The organism is Microbacterium oleivorans (genome assembly GCF_013389665.1).
Lineage (GTDB): Bacteria > Actinomycetota > Actinomycetes > Actinomycetales > Microbacteriaceae > Microbacterium > Microbacterium oleivorans_C.
The window spans coordinates 1,068,148-1,085,141 of sequence record NZ_CP058316.1 but is presented as its reverse complement, the minus strand read 5'-3'; the positions used below and the strand labels follow the sequence as shown (position 1 = coordinate 1,085,141).

Sequence of the window (16,994 nt, the reverse complement as noted above, 5' to 3'; positions counted from 1 at the left end):
TCAGCGCGACGCGGCGAGCACGCCGTGACAGCGCTCGAGGCGGTCGAGCCACCATCGCCGGCGGTCGTCCGAGACGGCCAGGGCTGCGACGGCGGCGGGGTCGACCGAGACGCGGCCGACCGGCAGCCGCCCACCCGCCGGGCGGAGCGGGGGAGCGGTGACGTCGGCGGCGAACAGCGAGGCCGTTCCCAGCCCGCAGTCGTAGTCGAGCTCGGGGAGCGACGCCGCGAGGGCCACGCCCATCGCGAGTCCGATGCTGGTGTCGAGCGCGCTCGAGACCACCGCCGGCAGTCCCGCTTCGGCGACGATCGACAGTGCCCGCGCGACGCCGCCCAGAGGCTGCGCCTTGATCACGATCAGGTCGGCGGCGCCGGCTCGTGCGACGGCGATGGGATCGTCGGCCTTGCGCACGCTCTCGTCGGCCGCGATGGGGATGCCCATGTAGCCGATGCGGCGCCGCAGTTCGGCGAGCTCATCGACGCTCGCGCACGGCTGCTCGGCGTATTCGAGATCGAACTCGGCGAGAGCATGGAGGGCGTGCTCGGCCTCGTCGAGGTTCCAGCCGCCGTTCGCATCGATCCGCACGCGTCCCTCGGGCCCCATGGCCTCGCGGACGGCCCGCACCCGGGCGATGTCGTCGCCCAGAACCTGGCCGCGCTCGGCCACCTTCACCTTGGCGGTGCGGCATCCGTCGAATCGCGCGAGCACGTCGCCGACCCGGTCCGACGAGATGGCGGGGACCGTCGCGTTGACCGCGACGCTGTCGCGGTGCGTCGGGGGCGAGGGCAGCCACCCGAACTCGACCGCCGCCGTGAGCCAGACCGCCGCCTCGTCGTCGGCGTACTCGAGGAAGGGCGAGAACTCGGTCCAGCCCGCCGGTCCCTCGATCACCATCGCCTCGCGCACATCGACGCCGCGGAACCGCGTCGTCAGGGGCAGGGCCACCACGTGCGCTCGCTCGACGAGCTCGGCCAGCGGCGGCAGGGTCATCTGAGCGTCCACGCGATCATCCTGCCACCCGGCATAGGCTGGCGGCATGGTCTCGGAACTGTTCGATCCCGCGGAATGGTCGCTCGCACCCGGCGCGGAGCGATACACCGACATCACGGCGCACGTGTCGCTCGACGGCCGCATCGCACGCATCGCGTTCGACCGTCCCGAGGTGCGCAACGCCTTCCGGCCTCACACCGTCGACGAGCTCTACCGGGCCCTCGACATCGCGCGGCAGGACCCGAGGATCGGCGTCGTGCTGCTCACCGGCAACGGTCCGAGCCCGAAGGACGGCGGCTGGGCGTTCTGCTCGGGCGGTGATCAGCGCATTCGCGGCCGTGACGGCTACAAGTACAGCGACGATGAGGCCGCGGTCGCCGATCCGGCCCGCGCCGGCCGGCTGCACATCCTCGAGGTGCAGCGGCTCATCCGGTTCATGCCGAAGGTCGTGATCGCCGTCATCCCGGGGTGGGCGGCCGGCGGCGGACACTCCCTGCACATCGTCGCCGACCTCTCGATCGCCTCGGCCGAGCACGGCCGCTTCAAGCAGACCGACGCCGACGTCGGCTCGTTCGACGCCGGATACGGCTCGGCCTACATGGCGCGGCAGGTCGGGCAGAAGGTCGCCCGTGAGGTGTTCTTCCTCGCAGAGGAGTACTCCGCCCAGCGCGCTTATGAGATGGGCGCGGTCAACCGTGTCGTCCCGCACGCCGAGCTCGAGCGCGAGGCCGTCGCGATGGCCCGCACCATTCTGGGCAAATCGCCCACCGCGATCCGCATGCTGAAGTTCGCCTTCAACGCCGTCGACGACGGCATGGTCGGCCAGCAGGTGTTCGCGGGTGAGGCGACGCGACTGGCCTACGGCACCGACGAGGCCGTCGAGGGGCGCGACGCGTTCCTGCAGAAGCGCGACCCGGACTGGTCGCCGTACCCGTATCACTTCTGACGTGGCCGTCGACCTCGTCCCGGTCGGCCCGGAGCCGCGTGACGTGCTCCGGGCGCTCCGGCGCACCCTCGACGGGGCCGGTCCGGCGCTCGCTCTCGGAGCGGCGCCGGTGGCCCGCCCCGCAGGCGGCGCCCCCCGGAGCGCACCCGCCGGCACGGCCGCCGTCGTGACGACCTCCGGGTCGACGGGTGTGCCCAAGAGCGTCGTGATCAGCCGGTCCGCGCTCATCGCCAGTGCCACGGCCACCGCCGAGCGGATCGGTGAGGGGCGCTGGCTGCTCGCGCTGTCCCCGACCTACGTCGCGGGTCTGCAGGTCCTCGTCCGAGGGCTGCTGGCAGGCCACGAACCTGCGGTGTTGTCGGGGTCGTTCTCGCCCGCCGCGTTCGCCGCCGTGACGGCGTCGATGCGCTCCAGCATCGGCGGGCGAGCGGTGCCGGCGTACACCTCGCTCGTCCCGGCGCAGCTGAGCGCGTTGCTCGACGCGGCGCAGACGGATGCCGCGGTGGCGGCATCGCTGCGCGCGTACGAGGCCATCCTGGTCGGCGGGCAGGCGCTGCCCGCCGCGCAGCGCGAGCGTGCGCACGCCGCGGGGGCCCGCATCGTGCGCACCTACGGCTCGACCGAGACCAGCGGCGGGTGCGTCTACGACGGCCGGCCGCTGAGCGGGGTGTCGGTGAGGGTGTCGGCCGGCGAGGTCCAGCTGGGCGGCGTGACGCTCGCCGAAGGCTACCTCGGCGAGGACGAGCGCACCGCCGAGGTCTTCCTCACCGAGGAGGGAACGCGCTGGTATCGCACCGGCGACGCCGGCGAGGTGCGCGACGGGGTCCTGCAGGTCACGGGGCGGATCGACAACGTGATCGTCTCGGGCGGCGTCAACGTCTCGCTCGACCGGGTCGAATCCGTCGTGCGCGAGCTGCCGGGCCTCCACGCCGCCGTCGTGTCGCCCGTCGTCGACGAGCGGTGGGGCGAGGCGTCCGTCGTCGTCGTCGAGGCCGCCGCCCTGTCGGACGCGGGACTCGACTCCGACGCGGCGCTCGTTGCCCTCCGCGGCGCCGTGGCGGAGCGTCTGGGCAGGCCCGCCCGACCCGCCCGGGTGGTCGAGGTCGAGGCGCTGCCGATGCTCGCGAGCGGCAAACCCGACCGGTCGGCCGTGCGCCGCATGCTCGCGATCTAGGATGAACCCTCGTGGCTCGCTCGTCTCGCTCCCCGAAATCATCCCGCCCGGCACCGCGCGGCGGTAACCCCGCCAAGCGCGGGCTCGTCTCCGCCCCGCCGCCGCGCACCGCCACGGCGCGCGATTGGATCGGGGCTGCCCGGCTGCGGACCCTTCCCCTGGCGGTGACGCCCGTGCTGATCGGCACCGGGGCGGCGATGCTCGTGGACCGCGAGCTCCACTGGGTCATCGCGCTGTGCTGCCTCGCGGTGGCCGTGGCTCTGCAGATCGGCGTGAACTACGCCAACGACTACAGCGACGGCATCCGCGGCACCGACGACGTGCGGGTGGGGCCGGCGCGACTCACCGGAGGCGGACTGGCGCAGCCCCGGACGGTGCTGATCGTGGCGCTGGGCTTCTTCGCCCTCGCCGCGGTCGCCGGCGTCGCGATCGTCGTCCGCACCGGCCACTGGTGGATGCTCGTGATCGGCGCGCTCTGCGTCGTGGCCGCCTGGTTCTACACCGGTGGCAAGCGCCCGTACGGCTACGCGGGCCTGGGAGAGCTGTTCGTGTTCGTCTTCTTCGGGCTCGTGGCCACGGTCGGCACCACGTTCGTGCAGGCCGGATCGGTGCCGCAGGAGAGCTGGTTCGGCGCCGTCGCCGCGGGTCTGCTGGCGTGCGCGGTGCTCCTGGCCAACAACCTGCGTGACATCGACCAGGACCGCATCGCCGGCAAGCGCACGCTCACGGTGCTGATCGGCCGCACGGCCACCCGCATCGTGTTCTCGGTGTTCGTGCTCGCGCCGTTCGCGATCGCCGTGCTGCTCGCGCTGGTGTACCCGATTGCGTGGCTCAGCCTGTTCGCCCTGCTGCCGGCGCTATCGGCGATCCTCATCGTGTGGACCTACCGGCAGCCGCGCGAGCTCGTGGTCGCCCTCGCGCTGACATCGCTGACGTCGGTCGCCTACGGCGCGTTCCTGTTCTGGGCGTTCGTGGGCTGACCCCGGCGGTCAGGACGCCGCGTCCTCGGCCTCGGCATCCGCTGCCTCACCCGAACGGCGGCGGGTGCGCCGCTGAGCGAGTCCGGATGCCACGTCGTCGAGGGGACGCCGGAGGAAGATCATCGACAGGCTCAGGCCGATGAGGGCCGCGAAGATGGCCGAGAGCCAGTAGTACTCCCGCATGATCGGCACGAGCATCATCAGGCCGAAGGGGACGATGAAGGCGAGCAGCCGCAGCACCGAGTAGACGACGGCGGAGCGCGCATTCATCCTGTCAGTCTACGTCCGGGTCCGGGGCCCCGGCAGACGCCTAGGATGGAGGGATGGCGCGGCTCCTGCTCATCGGTGTGCTGCTGGCACTCGCCTTCTGGGTGTTCAGCATCGTGGATTGCGCCCTGCAGGACGCGACGCGTCACCGGGGCGTGAGCAAGCCGGTCTGGATCCTGATCGTCGTGCTGCTGCCGGTCCTCGGCGGCATCCTCTGGTTCGTCGTCGGCCGTGCCCGCCGTTCGAAGGCGCCGGCGCGCCGAGCGCCCGACGACGACCCCGACTTCCTCGGGAGCATCGGCTCGGTCCGCGACCAGGACGAGCGCATCCGCCGACTGGAGGAGGAGCTCGCCGCGCTCGACGCCGAAGCCGACGATCCCCGCGACGTCCCGCCGACCCCGTCGGCGAGCGACGACGACGCCGAGGGCCCGGCCGGCACCCGCGGCCCGCGCCCCTGACGATGGCGGTTCCCGGCGAGATCGGCGCCGCCCTGCCCGACCGGGCCCCGGCGACCGACGCGGCTGCGGCCCTCCTCGGTGCCCTCGTCGCGCGGGGCGTGCGCCACATCGTGCTCAGCCCCGGTTCACGGTCCCAGGCGCTGGCCCTGGTGGCCGCGGAACTCGAGCGCCGCGGCGTCATCCGACTGCACGTGCGCATCGACGAACGCGCCGCCGGTTTCACCGCCCTCGGCATCGGCCGGGAGACCCGACAGCCCGCGGCGATCGTGTGCACGTCGGGAACCGCAGTGGCCAACCTCCTGCCCGCGGTGCTCGAGGCCCACCACTCCGGCGTCCCGCTGCTGCTGCTCACCGCCGATCGGCCCCCCGAGCTCCGCGGGGTCGGCGCCAACCAGGCGACCCGGCAGCCGGGGATGTTCGCGGGTTTCGTGCGGTACGAGCTCGACGCGCCGACGCCCGAGACGATCGACGCCGACGGGACGGGTGCCGAGGCGGTCGCCCTGCAGGCGGTCGCATCCGCGGCGTTGACCGCTGCGCGCGGCGACGGACCGCGCCCGGCCGGGCCCGTGCACCTCAACCTGCCCTACCGCAACCCGCTCTCGGGTGCCGTGCCCGACTGGCTCATCGGCGCCCCTGCCGGATCCTCCGAGCAGTCGGCGGATGCCGCGCCGGGTTCCTTCGTCGCGCCCGATCCGTCGACCGCGTCGGGTGCGCACTACCAGGGCGGCGGGGGCATCGGCGAGGCCGAGGAGTCGGTTCCGGACGAACGGTCGATCGCGCTGGAGCTCGGGCCGCGCACGCTCGTGGTCGCCGGGGCCGACGCCGGCCCCACCGCCGAGGACATCGCGCATCGTGGCGGGTGGCCCCTCGTCGCCGAGATCGTCAGCGGATCGCGGTTCGGCCGCAATCTCGTGCACGGCTACCGGCGCGTGCTCGATCGCGCGGAGTTGGCCGATGCCGTCGAGCGCGTCGTCGTGTTCGGGCACCCCACGCTCAGCCGTGAGGTCGCCGCGCTGCTCTCGCGCCCGGACGTCGAGGTGATCGCCGTCCGCGGACCGGGGGAGCCCCTCAATCTCAACGGCGCGACCGTGCCCGCGACCGCAGTTGCGGTTTCGCCTGGGGAGCCGGACCGGGCGTGGCTCGGTGCGTGGCTGCGAGCGTCGCGCGAGGAGTCCGTCGACCTCACCCCGGCCGCTCCCGACGCCGACGGGCTCGCGTCGACCGTGCCGCAGGAGCGTCTCGGCGCTATCTCGGCCGAGATGGCGGTGCTGCGCGCACCGCTCGACCGCGAGGCCCTGGTCGACGCGGTCTGGCGCGCGAGCTGGCCGCACGACCGGCTCGTCTTCGCGTCCTCGCGCCTCGTGCGCGTGGCCGACGCGGTGCTGGGCGGAAAGAAGATCCCCGTGCACGCCAATCGCGGCCTCGCGGGCATCGACGGCATCGTCGCGACCGGGATCGGCATCGCGGTGGCCAGCCAGGACGAGGGGCGGTCGGGCGTCACGCGTGTGCTTACCGGCGACCTCTCCCTGCTGCACGACGTCGGCGCGATGCTGCTGCCCTCCGCCGAGGACGAACCGCGCATCCAGGTCATCGTGGGCAACGACGGCGGCGGCACGATCTTCGACGGTCTCGAGGTGTCGCAGTCCGCCGACCCGCGAGCGGCCGATCGGGTGCTGTTCACGCCGCACGAGACCCGCCTGGAGCAGCTCGCCCTCGCGTACGGCTGGGAGTACCGGCGGGTGACGACGCGGTCGGCGCTCGACCAGGCGCTCACCTCCCCGGTGGGCGGACGCCAGCTCATCGAGGTGCCGCTGCAGCGCTGACCCGGCCCGGACCGCCGCCCTTCCCCACGTGTCAGGCGAGGGCGTCGACGATCGGCCGGAACTTCACCCGCGTCTCGAGCATCTCCGACTCGGGGTCGCTCGCCGCCACGATGCCCGCTCCTGCGTAGGCGGTGAACGGCACGGGCGCAGCGACGCCGTGGGGCTCGCCCGTCCGGAACTGCGCGCACCGCAGCGCGATCGCCCATTCGCCGTCGCCGTTCGCGTCGGTCCAGCCCACCGGCCCCGCGTAGCGGCCGCGATCGAACGGCTCGAGGCGTCGGATGACGTCGAGCGCGACGCTGGTGGGGGTGCCGGCGACCGCGGCGGTCGGATGCAGTGCGGCGACGAGGTCGAGGGCGGACGCGTCGGCAGCGAGCTCGCCCTCGACGTCGGTGGCGAGGTGCCAGACGTTCGGCAGCTTGAGCATGAAGGGCTGCTCGCCGGCGACGAGCGATGAGGTCGAGGGGCGGAGCGCCTCGAGCACGCTCCGGACCGCATAGCCGTGCTCGTCGAGGTCTTTCGTGCTCGTGGCCAGGGCCAACGATGCTGCGGTGTCGGCATCGGCGTCGGCACCTCGCGCGATGGTGCCGGCGAGGACTCGGGCGGTCACGGTACCGCCCGAGACGGTGACGAGGGTCTCGGGGCTGGCGCCGATGAGGCCGTCCACCGCGAAGCCCCAGGTGTCGGGGTAGGCGGAGGTGAGGGCACGCACGAGGCGCCTCAGATCGGCGCCGGCCGGGACGGTGCCGGCCAGATCGCGGGCGAGCACGACCTTCTCGACCTCGCCGCCGCGGATGGCGTCGACCCCCGCGGCGACAGCTGACTGGTACCCCTCGGGTGCCAGCGCGCCCGGACCCACGGTCGCCGACCAGTGCGGACCGAAGCCGACGGGCGCGGGAAGCTCGGCGACCGGATCCGACCCGTCGATCGAGAACGCGGTGACCCAGGACCGCGATCCGCGGCGTCCCACGACGAGGCGAGGCACGAAGAAGCTGACCTGCTCGCCGGCCTGCGCGCGGCGCGCATCGGGGCGCGGGTCGAACGGCAGGGCGCCGAAGGCGACCAGCCCGGTGCCGGGCAGGCGCACGGGATCGTCCACCTCGGCGGCGGCCACCAGCTCACGCCACCATCGCGAGACGGCCGCCGCCCCGCCGGAGCCGGACTCCGGCTCGTATGCGACGGCACGTCCGCGAGCGGCCAGCGCGTCGCCCCGGCGGGACCACGCGATCGGGTCGTGCGGGTCGGCGTAGACGAGGATCTCCTCGATTGGATCGACCTCGCGGGTCACCGCGCGCAGCCGGACGGCGGGCGCAGAATCGTTCACCAGACCAGCCTAGACTCGGCGGGTGACCCTCCGTCCCGCGCCGGGAACCCCGGTGACCTTCCGCTGGCGCAAATGGGACGGCGGGACGCACTGGGTGCACTCCTGCACGTACCTCGGTGCCGACGAGCACGGGGAGTGGTTCGGGCAACGCCCCGGCGATGGCAGCCACCGGCCCGGGCGTCGGTTCGTCGCGACCCACCCCTGCGTCATGCTGCTGCCCCCGACCGGCGAGTGGGTGCTGACGATGAACGCGCCGCCGCACCCGACGCGGGTGTACATCGATCTCGCCTGGGACGTCCGTTGGGATGAGGGTGGCGAGCCCACCGGGATCGACATGGACCTCGACGTCGTCGACGACGCGCGTCGGGGCGTGTGGATCGACGATCGCGACGAGTGGGACGAGCACCGGGTGGCCTACGGCTACCCGGCCGCCGTCGTCGACCGGCTCGACGGCCTCGCCAGCGAACTCGAGGCCGCCGTCACCGCGCATCAGCCGCCGTTCGACGAGGCCACCACGACCCGTTGGCTCGCCGTGCTCGCGGCGCTCCCCGCCTGATCCCTCGCCGCCCCCTTCGCGAGCCCACGTCGAGGTGCCGCTTCGTCCGGGTACGTCGCGGGATTCCCGGCCGAAGGCGGACCCACGGGACGGACTGCGGGCGCGAGCTCGCGGCCCGCACGGCGCCTAGACTCGACGCGTGAGCACCGAGCCCAACCGCGCCGACCTCGGCAAGGACCCGTCCCGCGTGAGCGGCATGTTCGACCAGGTGGCCGGCGCGTACGACCGCACCAACGACATCCTCAGCCTCGGACAGGATCGCCTGTGGCGGGTGGCGGCGACCCGGGCGATCGCCCCGCGACCGGGTGAGCGCATCCTCGACCTCGCGGCCGGCACCGGCGCCAGCTCGGTCTCGCTCGCCCGCAGCGGAGCGGAGGTCGTCGGAGCCGACTTCTCGCCCGGGATGATCGCCGAAGGCGTTCGCCGCTACGGCCCGGGGGCCGCGGGGGGCGGCATCCCGAATCTCTCTTTCGTCGAGGCCGACGCCACGAACCTGCCCTTCGCCGATGCCGAGTTCGACGTCGTGACCATCTCGTTCGGGCTGCGCAACGTCAACGATCCGCAGAGGGCGATCGCCGAGATGCTGCGCGTGACCAAGCCCGGTGGGCGGCTGCTGATCAGCGAGTTCTCCCACCCGCCGTCCCGCGCCTTCGACGGCCTCTACCGCTTCTACAACGACCGGGTGCTGCCCACGGTGGCGCGGTGGGTGAGCTCGAACGCCGAGGCCTACGACTACCTCAACGAGTCGATCCGCGACTGGCCCGATCAGCGCACACTCTCGGCCTGGCTCCGCGACGCCGGGTGGACCGAGGTGGCGCACCGCGACCTCTCGTTCGGGATCGTCGCGCTGCACCGCGCTGTCAAGCCCGTCGCCTGAACCCGGCTGAGCGGATCGGGGCCGCCGCCCGGCCGGTAGGCTGGCCTCGTGACATCGAGCCCCTCCGCGCCGCGGCTGGCGAAGCACCTCGGCATGACCGAGCGCATCTTCGCGGGTCCCCGGACCCGAAAGCTGCTCGCGACGGTCGAAGCCGGGCTCGAGCGTGTGGAGGCGCGCCTCGGCGACGAGCTCACCGTCAGCGACGCGCTGGTCGACGCGAAGACCCGCTACCTCTACGAGGCGGGCGGCAAGCGGCTGCGACCGATGCTCGCCCTCATCACGGCTCAGCTGGGCGACGGTGCCACGGACGACGTGCTGGCCGGCGCGGCAGCCCTGGAGCTGACGCATCTCGGCTCGCTGTACCACGACGACGTCATGGACGGTGCCGACAAGCGGCGCGGTGTGCCCAGCGCCCACGAGGTGTGGGGCAACAACGTCGCGATCCTCACGGGAGACCTGCTGTTCTCGCGCGCCAGCCAGCTGATGGCCGGCATCGGCGAACGGGCGATCCGCCTGCAGGCCGACACCTTCGAGCGGTTGGTGCTCGGGCAGATGCACGAGACCATCGGCGCACAGCCGGGCGATGACCCCGTCGCGTTCTACATCCAGGTGCTGGCCGACAAGACCGGTTCGCTCATCGCCGCGGCCGCTCAGGTGGGGGTGCTGTTCTCGGGCGGACCGGAGGAGCTCTCCGCGCCGCTGCACGCGTTCGGCGAGAAGGCCGGTGTCGCGTTCCAGCTGCTCGACGACGTCATCGATCTGTCGGCCGACCCCGCTGCCACCGGCAAGGTGCCCGGCACCGACCTGCGCGCGGGCGTTCCCACCATGCCCTATCTGCTGCTGACCCGCGCCACCGACGACGCGTCACGCGTCCTCGCGCAGACGATCGACGAGGGCGTCGCCGCGATCGCCGAGGGTGCCGACCCCGCGATCCTCGACGAGCCGCTCGCGCGACTGCGGGATCACGACGTCACCACCCAGACCCGACGGCTCGCCGAACAGTGGGCCGACGACGCGGTCGCGGCTCTCGAGCCGCTGCCCGCCGGCGCCGTGCGCGACGCGCTGACCCGGTTCGCCGAGGTCGTCGTCGACCGCGCGAGCTGACCCGCCCCCGCAGCGCCCGCGCTCGGGCGCGAACAGGAACGAGGAACACCCATGACCAAGCTCAGGCTGGCCATCGTCGGCGCCGGACCCGCCGGCATCTACGCCGCGGATCTGCTGTTGAAAGCCGAGCGCAAGTTCGACGTCTCGATCGATCTCTTCGACCACCTGCCCGCGCCGTACGGACTGGTGCGCTACGGCGTCGCTCCCGATCACCCGCGGATCAAGGGCATCATCAATGCCCTCCGCGATGTCATCGACAGCGGCGACATCCGCCTCTTCGGCAACGTCCGCTTCGGCGAGGACATCACCCTCGACGACCTGAAGCACCACTACAACGCTGTCATCTTCGCCACCGGCGCCGTCCGCGACGCCGCGCTCGACATCCCCGGCATCGACGCCGCCGGCTCCTACGGCGCCGCCGACTTCGTCAGCTGGTACGACGGCCACCCCGACTTCCCGCGTGAATGGCCCCTGGATGCGGCATCCGTCGGAGTCATCGGCAACGGCAACGTCGCTCTCGACGTCGCCCGCGTGCTGGCCAAGCATGCCGACGACATGCTCGTCACCGAGATCCCCGACAACGTCTACCAGGGCCTGCGGCAGTCGGCCGTCACCGACGTCCATGTGTTCGGGCGTCGCGGTCCCGCGCAGGTGAAGTTCACACCGCTCGAGCTGCGCGAGCTCGGCGAGCTGCGTGATGTCGACCTCGTCGTCTACGACGAGGACTTCGACTACGACGAGGGGTCGAAGGCGGCGATCGCGTCGAACAAGCAGGTCATGGTCATCGATCGGGTGCTGCAGTCGTGGCGCAAGCGGCCCGCTGCGAACGGCGCGGGCGGCGACGCCTCGCGGCGTCTGCACCTGCACTTCTACGCCAAGCCCGTCGAGGTCAGGACCGATGCGGACGGTCGCGTCGCCGCACTCGTCTACGAGCGCACCCGGCCCGACGGAGAGGGCGGGGTCGAGGGCACGGGTGAGCTGCGGGAAGTCGCGATGCAGGGTCTGTATCGCGCGGTCGGCTACTTCGGGTCCCCGTTGCCCGATGTGCCGTTCGACGAGACCCACGGCGTGATCCCCAACCAGGAGGGGCAGGTGCTCCACCAGGATTCGAATGAGCGGGTGCCGGGCGTCTACGCCACCGGTTGGATCAAGCGCGGACCGGTCGGCCTCATCGGTCACACCAAGTCCGACGCGATGGAGACCGTCCGCCACGTCATCAACGACCAGGGGTCGTGGTGGCAGCCGGTCGATCCGTCCGAGCAGGGCGTGCTCGATCTGCTCGAGCAGCGCGGCATCGCGTGGACCGATCTGGCCGGATGGCACCGTCTCGACGAGCACGAGATCGCCCTGGGCGAGCCCGCCGAGCGTGCCCGCGTCAAGGTCGTCGACCGTGGCGAGATGGTCTCGATCTCGCGGGGCGAGAACCGGGACGCGCTCTAGGATCGAGTCGACCGCCGCCCCCGCTCGATGATGGAGACGACCGCGCCATGCCCTTTCGCAGCAAGCAGACACTCGACGCGTGGATCGAGGAGTTCCACCGGTTCGGCTATTCGCTCGCCGTGAAGGTGATCCCGCAGGACGGCAGTCTCGGGCGCGACACCGGACTCGTGGCGATCACGATGATGAACGCGCAGACCGTCACCTACATCGAGCCCGACGTGCCCGGCGGCAACAAGTGGCGCATCACCTTCGAGCCGCGCGAGAGCGAGCTGCTCCTGGACGCCGGCGGCGCGTTGCGGCTGTCGACGGAGCTGGCGATGGTGTCGGCGCTGTGCACCTTCCTCGAGACCAAGTCCAACGCGTTCGCCGGTGACGACCCCGCCGCGCCCCCCGGGGATCTCGCCACGGTCTGAGGGCTTCGCAGTGCCGGGACGCTCGAGTGCGGTTCCTTCTAGGGTGGGGGCATGGACCGCGGCGAGGACGTCACCTGGGAGCCGGATCTGCTCGGCGCCGGGTTCGAGCGGGCGACGCTGCCCCTCGGCTCCGATGACGAGGGCGATGTCGTCGCCACACTCGTGCGGTCGATGCCGCACCCGGGCCTGCGTCTGTTCGGGCCGTGGCGCGACGTCGACGTGTTGTACGTGCACGGCTGGTCGGACTACTTCTTCCAGACCGACCTCGCCCGGCTGCTCACCGAACGCGGCGCGCGCTTCCACGCTCTCGATCTGCGCAAGTACGGACGCAGCATCCGTCCGGGGCAGGCCCGCGGCTACATCACCTCGCTCGACGTGTACGACGCCGAGGTCGAGGCGGCGCTCGCGGCGATGGGCACGGAGCGGCAGGGGCGGAGGCTCGTGCTCGTCGGCCACAGCACGGGCGGGCTCACGCTGACGCTGTGGGCGGCGCGCCACCCGGGACGCGCGACGGCACTCGTGCTGAACAGTCCGTGGCTCGAACTCCAGCTGGGACCGCTGGGACGCCAGGCCGTGGCGCCGCTGGTCGAGGTGCGGGCACGTTTCGACCCGCGCGGCAGCCACCCCGTGGTCGACCTCGGGTTCTACACGCGTGCCCAGCGTCAGCTCGGCACCCTCCCGGGCTCGCCCGACGGATGGCGGCCGCCGCAGGGTTTTCCCACCCACCCCGCCTGGCTGGCGGCGGTCATCGCGGGACACGCACGCATCGCGGCCGGGGTCGACGTCGGCTGCCCCGCCCTCGTGCTGCTGTCGGCACGCTCCACGCCGGCGCTGCGCTGGAACGAGGCGATGACCTCGACCGACTCGGTGCTCGTCGTCGACGACATCGCCCGCGCGGCCACCCGGATCGCCGGAACCGTCACGATCTCGCGCATCGATGGCGCGATCCACGACGTGTTCCTCTCGGCGGAGCCCGCCCGGATCGAAGCCGCCGACCGACTCGTGTCGTTCCTCGCCGGAGCCCTCTGACCCGCGCCGCGCCTCGTCGCCGAGAACCGGCATCCGCGCCGAGACTCAGCGCCCGCGGTGGGTTCTCACCGCGGAGGCCGATTCTCGCCGGGCATCCTTACCGGTAGTTGACGAACTGGAGGTCGACGTCGAGGTCGGCGGCCTTCAGCATCCGCTGGAGTTCCTGCAGGTCGTCGCGCGACTTCGACTGCACGCGCAGCTCGTCGCCCTGGATCTGCGACTTGACCGACTTCGGGCCCTCGTCGCGGATCATCTTGCTGATCTTCTTGGCATCCTCCGACGAGATGCCCTCCTTCAGCGTCGACATGATCCGGTACTCACGGCCCGAAGCGGTCGGCTCGCCCGAATCGAGGCTCTTCAGTGAGATGCCGCGCTTGATGAGTTTGGTCTGGAAGACGTCGAGGACGGCCTTCGCGCGCTCCTCCGAGTTCGCCTTGATGAGGATCGACTCGCCGGACCAATCGATCGATGCGTCGGTTCCCTTGAAGTCGTACCGCTGCTCGACCTCCTTGCGCGCCTGGTTGAGGGCGTTGTCGGCCTCCTGGCGATCGATCTTGCTGACGATGTCAAATGAAGAGTCTGCGGCCATGAAAGTGAGTCTACAGCCGCGGAATTCCGGGGATCCGACGGTTGCGGGCTCATTTTCATCGCGGTCTGACGCAACGTGTCGAAGATCGACCAGGAGGTCACACTGGGGCATCCCGCGAACGTCATCGCGCCCCGTGCGCAGTGCCCGCGAGGTGGGCGACCTATTGCTCGAACTCTGCGTTGACGTCAGCGAACTCCGCGACCTCATCGCTCAGGCGCTTCGTCAGCGAGCGCCCGTCGCGCAGCCATCTCTGGCGGTTTGCTTCGGCGTCCCAGCCCTCGAAAGGGTCGGCGTGCGTTTCCCAGAAGGACTGCCACTCGGCAAGGTCTGCGGAGAGTTGCGCGGACAGGCCGTAATCCTCAGGGCCCGTGGTGTAGCCGACATCCCAGGTCGATGTCGAACTCTCCCAGAGTGGATAGACGCGCGAGTAGTCCGGGAAGAGCCGGATGATTCGCCGCTCAGGCGGAGTCTGTGAGTGCGGTTGCATTGGGCGGAACCTGGGGGCTGGTGGTCAGTGGTTATGTGCGCTCGATGTCGAACGAGGAACCTGCCATGTCGAGAGTTTAGCGAAGCAGGGTCTGCGCGACGGAGTCGTCCGTGGGCCGGCTATCGCGCGGCCGGCGCGTAGACGTTCGGGGTGATCGCGGTCAGACCGGCCGGCGGCGTCTGGCCGTCGGGGACGACGGTGAACGAGCCCGCGACGCTGCGGAGCTCGAGCTGGTCGGCACCGCCGCAGCCGAACGCCCAGTTCGTCTCGTCTGGATAGGCGAGGAGGCAGACCTCGAGGCCGGGCGCCTCCTCGCCGGCGCCGCGAGCGAGCCACAGCGAGGTGCCCTCGTGCTCGCCGACGAACCGTTGCGAGCCGAGGCGGATCTGTTCCGTGGCATAGTCGGGCAGCTCGGCGGGAAGCTCGTCCGACGGCCCCGGGTCCCGTTCCAGCACCGCGTACGGTGAGTCTGTCGCGGCACAGCCCGCCAGAACCGATGCCGCGCAGATCGACACCGCGGCCGCCGCCGCCCGCAGGACCGCGGGATGACCGAGACCGCCGGATCGTGTCGGGGCAGGTGGAAGGGTCGGATCTGTCGTCGTGCGCCGCATGCTCTCCAGCTTCTCCCAGGGCGGCGGTGAACGAAAGGGCGGCGACCGACCGAGGGCGGGAGGCAGACAGTAGGCTCACGCCATGACTCGCATCCCTCCGCCACGGCGCCGACGAGCGCTGGCGTGGGGGATCGCGGCGACCGTCGTCTCATCGCTCGGCATCCTCGGCGTCGGCATCGTGATGCTGCTCGCCATCACCGTGGACGAGAACTACGCGTGGCTCCTGTTGGTCGTCCTGCCCGCCGCCCTGATCGGCGGAGCGATCGGCGGCATCCTCGGGGTGGTCGGCCTGGTGTTCGCGCGGATCGACCGCGGCGGATTCGCGTGGCCGGCCGTGGGGCTGGTGCTCGGCGCCGGGCAGCTGCTGGTGGCGACCGCGCTCCTCAACGGCTGGTTCGTCTGACGCCGGCCTGGCACAGCTTCGGAGCCGCCCGCCGGCGCGCTTCGTAGACTGGAATCCATGCAGGCACTGACCGAGGACCAGGTGCGCACAGCATTCGTCAACGCCGTTCCCGATGAGGTGCGCCAGCTCGCGCTCCCTCACGACTTCCCGATCGTCGAGTGGGATCACCTCGACTTCCTCGCATGGCCTGACCCGCGCACCCGCGGTCGCGCGTACGTGCTGGCCGAGCTCGACGGCGAGCCGACCGGTGTGGTGCTCCGTCGCGCCGACGGTCGCAGTGCCGCCCGCGCCGCGATGTGCAACATCTGCCACACGATGCAGCCGGGTGACCAGGTCGCGCTCTTCACGGCGCGCAAAGCGGGGGATGCCGGTGACCGCGGCGACGCGGTAGGCACCTACCTCTGCGCAGACCTGGGGTGTCACGAGAACGTCCGGCTCGCAGCGCCGCTGGCCCCCAGCGAGCTGCGCGCGAGCGTGGATCGACGCATCGACGGCACCCGCCACCGGGCCGAGGCCTTCGTCGGACGTGTCGTCAGCGCGGAGGCCTGACGACCCGCATCCGTGGTTCGGAGCACTCCTTCACCGGGGGTAATATGGGTTCTCGCGCCTCTGGTCGACTGCATAAGCCGGGCGGGTGCGCACTGGCGAGTTACCCAAGCGGCCAAAGGGATCTGACTGTAAATCAGACTGCATTGCATTCGGGGGTTCGAATCCCTCACTCGCCACCATCACGAGACAGGCCCCCGACATTCGGGGGCCTTCGTCGTTTCGGGCGTCGGTCCGCGCCCACGGCCGACGGGTGCCGGCATCCGTCGTCGGTTTTCATCCGGATGGATGAAGCGGGCCAGTTCACACGCGGTTGCGGGCTCCCCACAGGGCGAGCTGTGTGCGGTCGGCGAGGCCGAGCTTCCGAAGCGCCGAGTGCAGCTGCGACCGCACGGTGTGCACCGACACCTGCAGCGATTCGGCGATCGCCTCGTTGCTGGTGACCCCGCGCGAAAGAGCGGAGATGACCCGACGCTCGGCCGCCGTGAGCACGGTGCCGGCCTCCACGTCCTCGGTGGCTGAGCCTCGCCGGACGAACTCCCGGATCAGCGGCGCCGTCACGCGCGACGACACGAGCGCCTCCCCGCGGGACGCGGCGTAGATCGCGCCGACGAGCTGGTCGGAGTCGTGGCTCTTGAGGAGGTACCCCACGGCCCCGGAATCGAGGGCCTCGCTGACATAGCCGTCGACGGCGAAGCTCGTCATGACGATGACGGCGACGGGGGTGGAGTCGTCGTCGGGACGCGCGAGCAGGCGGGTCGCGGCCAACCCCGACATCTGCGGCATCTGGATGTCCATGAGAACGACCTGCACGCGTTCGGCGCGCGCGACATGCACTGCGTCGATGCCGTTGGACACCTCGCCCACGACGTGGATGCCGGGAGCCCCTTCGAGCTGGAGTCGGAGGCCGCGCCGGACCGTGCGATTGTCGTCGGCGATGAGCACGCGGATGCGCTCTGTCGGACGATTCATGCCGT

The 16,994-nt window shown here is 71.6% G+C and carries 20 protein-coding genes and 1 tRNA gene; 14 read left to right on the top strand and 7 right to left on the bottom strand.

Going from position 1 to position 16,994, the window contains the following annotated elements:
* The gene (locus tag HW566_RS05345; protein ID WP_178014706.1) at positions 1–990 is read right to left on the bottom strand and encodes an o-succinylbenzoate synthase; all 990 of its coding nucleotides are present in this window, start codon (positions 988–990) and stop codon (positions 1–3) included.
* 46 nt (positions 991–1,036) lie between these two features.
* Between HW566_RS05345 and HW566_RS05340 the strand changes: the two genes are divergently transcribed.
* The 3 genes from HW566_RS05340 to HW566_RS05330 are packed head-to-tail and all read left to right on the top strand — an operon-like array spanning position 1,037 to position 4,090.
* Positions 1,037–1,936 carry a 1,4-dihydroxy-2-naphthoyl-CoA synthase gene (locus HW566_RS05340; protein WP_178011039.1) on the top strand — a complete coding sequence of 300 codons (900 nt, stop codon included), beginning with the start codon at positions 1,037–1,039 and terminating at the stop codon, positions 1,934–1,936.
* Between the two features lies 1 nt (position 1,937).
* Positions 1,938–3,110 carry an AMP-binding protein gene (locus tag HW566_RS05335; RefSeq protein WP_178011037.1) on the top strand — a complete coding sequence of 391 codons (1,173 nt, stop codon included), beginning with the start codon at positions 1,938–1,940 and terminating at the stop codon, positions 3,108–3,110.
* An 11-nt stretch (positions 3,111–3,121) separates the two neighbouring features.
* Positions 3,122–4,090 (top strand): 1,4-dihydroxy-2-naphthoate polyprenyltransferase, encoded by a 969-nt coding sequence (locus HW566_RS05330; RefSeq protein WP_178011035.1) that lies wholly within the window; start codon positions 3,122–3,124, stop codon positions 4,088–4,090.
* A 9-nt stretch (positions 4,091–4,099) separates the two neighbouring features.
* Here the strand turns inward: HW566_RS05330 and HW566_RS05325 are convergent, their stop codons facing one another.
* Positions 4,100–4,360, bottom strand: coding sequence for a DUF4229 domain-containing protein (locus HW566_RS05325; RefSeq protein ID WP_178011034.1), 261 nt, complete (start codon positions 4,358–4,360; stop codon positions 4,100–4,102).
* A 53-nt stretch (positions 4,361–4,413) separates the two neighbouring features.
* On the opposite strand from HW566_RS05325, the gene HW566_RS05320 reads away from it, so the two are divergent.
* Together HW566_RS05320 and menD are read left to right on the top strand one after the other, a co-directional pair.
* Positions 4,414–4,815: a PLD nuclease N-terminal domain-containing protein gene (locus HW566_RS05320; RefSeq protein ID WP_178011032.1), complete on the top strand. Its 402-nt coding sequence runs from the start codon at positions 4,414–4,416 to the stop codon at positions 4,813–4,815.
* A gap of 2 nt (positions 4,816–4,817) precedes the next feature.
* Positions 4,818–6,638 (top strand): 2-succinyl-5-enolpyruvyl-6-hydroxy-3-cyclohexene-1-carboxylic-acid synthase, encoded by a 1,821-nt coding sequence (gene menD, locus HW566_RS05315; protein ID WP_178011030.1) that lies wholly within the window; start codon positions 4,818–4,820, stop codon positions 6,636–6,638.
* Between the two features lie 31 nt (positions 6,639–6,669).
* On the opposite strand, the gene HW566_RS05310 is transcribed toward menD, so the two are convergent.
* Entirely contained in the window at positions 6,670–7,962 is a 1,293-nt protein-coding gene (locus tag HW566_RS05310) for an isochorismate synthase (RefSeq protein ID WP_178011029.1), read from the bottom strand.
* 22 nt (positions 7,963–7,984) lie between these two features.
* Between HW566_RS05310 and HW566_RS05305 the strand changes: the two genes are divergently transcribed.
* The 6 genes from HW566_RS05305 (at position 7,985) to HW566_RS05280 (ending at position 13,381) form a co-directional block, all read left to right on the top strand.
* Positions 7,985–8,518 (top strand): DUF402 domain-containing protein, encoded by a 534-nt coding sequence (locus tag HW566_RS05305; protein ID WP_178011027.1) that lies wholly within the window; start codon positions 7,985–7,987, stop codon positions 8,516–8,518.
* A 196-nt stretch (positions 8,519–8,714) separates the two neighbouring features.
* Entirely contained in the window at positions 8,715–9,395 is a 681-nt protein-coding gene (locus tag HW566_RS05300; protein ID WP_256728940.1) for a class I SAM-dependent methyltransferase, read from the top strand.
* Between the two features lie 48 nt (positions 9,396–9,443).
* Positions 9,444–10,499, top strand: coding sequence for a polyprenyl synthetase family protein (locus tag HW566_RS05295; RefSeq protein ID WP_256728879.1), 1,056 nt, complete (start codon positions 9,444–9,446; stop codon positions 10,497–10,499).
* Between the two features lie 51 nt (positions 10,500–10,550).
* Positions 10,551–11,939, top strand: coding sequence for an FAD-dependent oxidoreductase (locus HW566_RS05290; protein WP_178011023.1), 1,389 nt, complete (start codon positions 10,551–10,553; stop codon positions 11,937–11,939).
* A 47-nt stretch (positions 11,940–11,986) separates the two neighbouring features.
* Positions 11,987–12,352 carry a hypothetical protein gene (locus HW566_RS05285; RefSeq protein WP_178011021.1) on the top strand — a complete coding sequence of 122 codons (366 nt, stop codon included), beginning with the start codon at positions 11,987–11,989 and terminating at the stop codon, positions 12,350–12,352.
* Positions 12,353–12,403: 51 nt separating this feature from the next.
* Positions 12,404–13,381, top strand: coding sequence for an alpha/beta hydrolase (locus tag HW566_RS05280; protein ID WP_178011019.1), 978 nt, complete (start codon positions 12,404–12,406; stop codon positions 13,379–13,381).
* A 97-nt stretch (positions 13,382–13,478) separates the two neighbouring features.
* Here the strand turns inward: HW566_RS05280 and HW566_RS05275 are convergent, their stop codons facing one another.
* The 3 genes from HW566_RS05275 to HW566_RS05265 all read right to left on the bottom strand — a co-directional run bounded on the left by HW566_RS05275 (position 13,479) and on the right by HW566_RS05265 (position 14,912).
* The gene (locus HW566_RS05275) at positions 13,479–13,970 is read right to left on the bottom strand and encodes a YajQ family cyclic di-GMP-binding protein (protein ID WP_178011017.1); all 492 of its coding nucleotides are present in this window, start codon (positions 13,968–13,970) and stop codon (positions 13,479–13,481) included.
* 160 nt (positions 13,971–14,130) lie between these two features.
* The gene (locus tag HW566_RS05270; RefSeq protein WP_178011016.1) at positions 14,131–14,457 is read right to left on the bottom strand and encodes a hypothetical protein; all 327 of its coding nucleotides are present in this window, start codon (positions 14,455–14,457) and stop codon (positions 14,131–14,133) included.
* Between the two features lie 119 nt (positions 14,458–14,576).
* A complete protein-coding gene (locus tag HW566_RS05265; RefSeq protein ID WP_178011014.1) occupies positions 14,577–14,912 on the bottom strand; it encodes a hypothetical protein in 336 nt (111 codons plus the stop codon).
* Positions 14,913–15,150: 238 nt separating this feature from the next.
* Between HW566_RS05265 and HW566_RS05260 the strand changes: the two genes are divergently transcribed.
* From HW566_RS05260 to HW566_RS05250, 3 genes are all read left to right on the top strand, one after another.
* Positions 15,151–15,471, top strand: a complete 321-nt coding sequence (locus tag HW566_RS05260) for a hypothetical protein (RefSeq protein WP_256728878.1) — start codon at positions 15,151–15,153, stop codon at positions 15,469–15,471.
* A 57-nt stretch (positions 15,472–15,528) separates the two neighbouring features.
* Positions 15,529–16,020 carry an FBP domain-containing protein gene (locus tag HW566_RS05255; RefSeq protein ID WP_178011012.1) on the top strand — a complete coding sequence of 164 codons (492 nt, stop codon included), beginning with the start codon at positions 15,529–15,531 and terminating at the stop codon, positions 16,018–16,020.
* A gap of 94 nt (positions 16,021–16,114) precedes the next feature.
* Positions 16,115–16,199: transfer RNA gene (locus tag HW566_RS05250), tRNA-Tyr, on the top strand.
* 121 nt (positions 16,200–16,320) lie between these two features.
* Here the strand turns inward: HW566_RS05250 and HW566_RS05245 are convergent.
* Complete coding sequence (locus HW566_RS05245) at positions 16,321–16,989, bottom strand: response regulator transcription factor (RefSeq protein WP_178011010.1); 669 nt, start codon at positions 16,987–16,989, stop codon at positions 16,321–16,323.
* Positions 16,990–16,994 lie beyond the last annotated feature (5 nt).

Coding starts and splice junctions, on each gene's coding strand:
- HW566_RS05345 (WP_178014706.1), bottom strand. CDS start 990: ATGACCCTGCCGCCGCTGGCCGAGCTCGTCGAGCGAGCGCACGTGGTG.
- HW566_RS05340 (WP_178011039.1), top strand. CDS start 1,037: ATGGTCTCGGAACTGTTCGATCCCGCGGAATGGTCGCTCGCACCCGGC.
- HW566_RS05325 (WP_178011034.1), bottom strand. CDS start 4,360: ATGAATGCGCGCTCCGCCGTCGTCTACTCGGTGCTGCGGCTGCTCGCC.
- HW566_RS05320 (WP_178011032.1), top strand. CDS start 4,414: ATGGCGCGGCTCCTGCTCATCGGTGTGCTGCTGGCACTCGCCTTCTGG.
- menD (WP_178011030.1), top strand. CDS start 4,818: ATGGCGGTTCCCGGCGAGATCGGCGCCGCCCTGCCCGACCGGGCCCCG.
- HW566_RS05300 (WP_256728940.1), top strand. CDS start 8,715: ATGTTCGACCAGGTGGCCGGCGCGTACGACCGCACCAACGACATCCTC.
- HW566_RS05290 (WP_178011023.1), top strand. CDS start 10,551: ATGACCAAGCTCAGGCTGGCCATCGTCGGCGCCGGACCCGCCGGCATC.
- HW566_RS05285 (WP_178011021.1), top strand. CDS start 11,987: ATGCCCTTTCGCAGCAAGCAGACACTCGACGCGTGGATCGAGGAGTTC.
- HW566_RS05280 (WP_178011019.1), top strand. CDS start 12,404: ATGGACCGCGGCGAGGACGTCACCTGGGAGCCGGATCTGCTCGGCGCC.
- HW566_RS05275 (WP_178011017.1), bottom strand. CDS start 13,970: ATGGCCGCAGACTCTTCATTTGACATCGTCAGCAAGATCGATCGCCAG.
- HW566_RS05270 (WP_178011016.1), bottom strand. CDS start 14,457: ATGCAACCGCACTCACAGACTCCGCCTGAGCGGCGAATCATCCGGCTC.
- HW566_RS05260 (WP_256728878.1), top strand. CDS start 15,151: ATGACTCGCATCCCTCCGCCACGGCGCCGACGAGCGCTGGCGTGGGGG.
- HW566_RS05255 (WP_178011012.1), top strand. CDS start 15,529: ATGCAGGCACTGACCGAGGACCAGGTGCGCACAGCATTCGTCAACGCC.
- HW566_RS05245 (WP_178011010.1), bottom strand. CDS start 16,989: ATGAATCGTCCGACAGAGCGCATCCGCGTGCTCATCGCCGACGACAAT.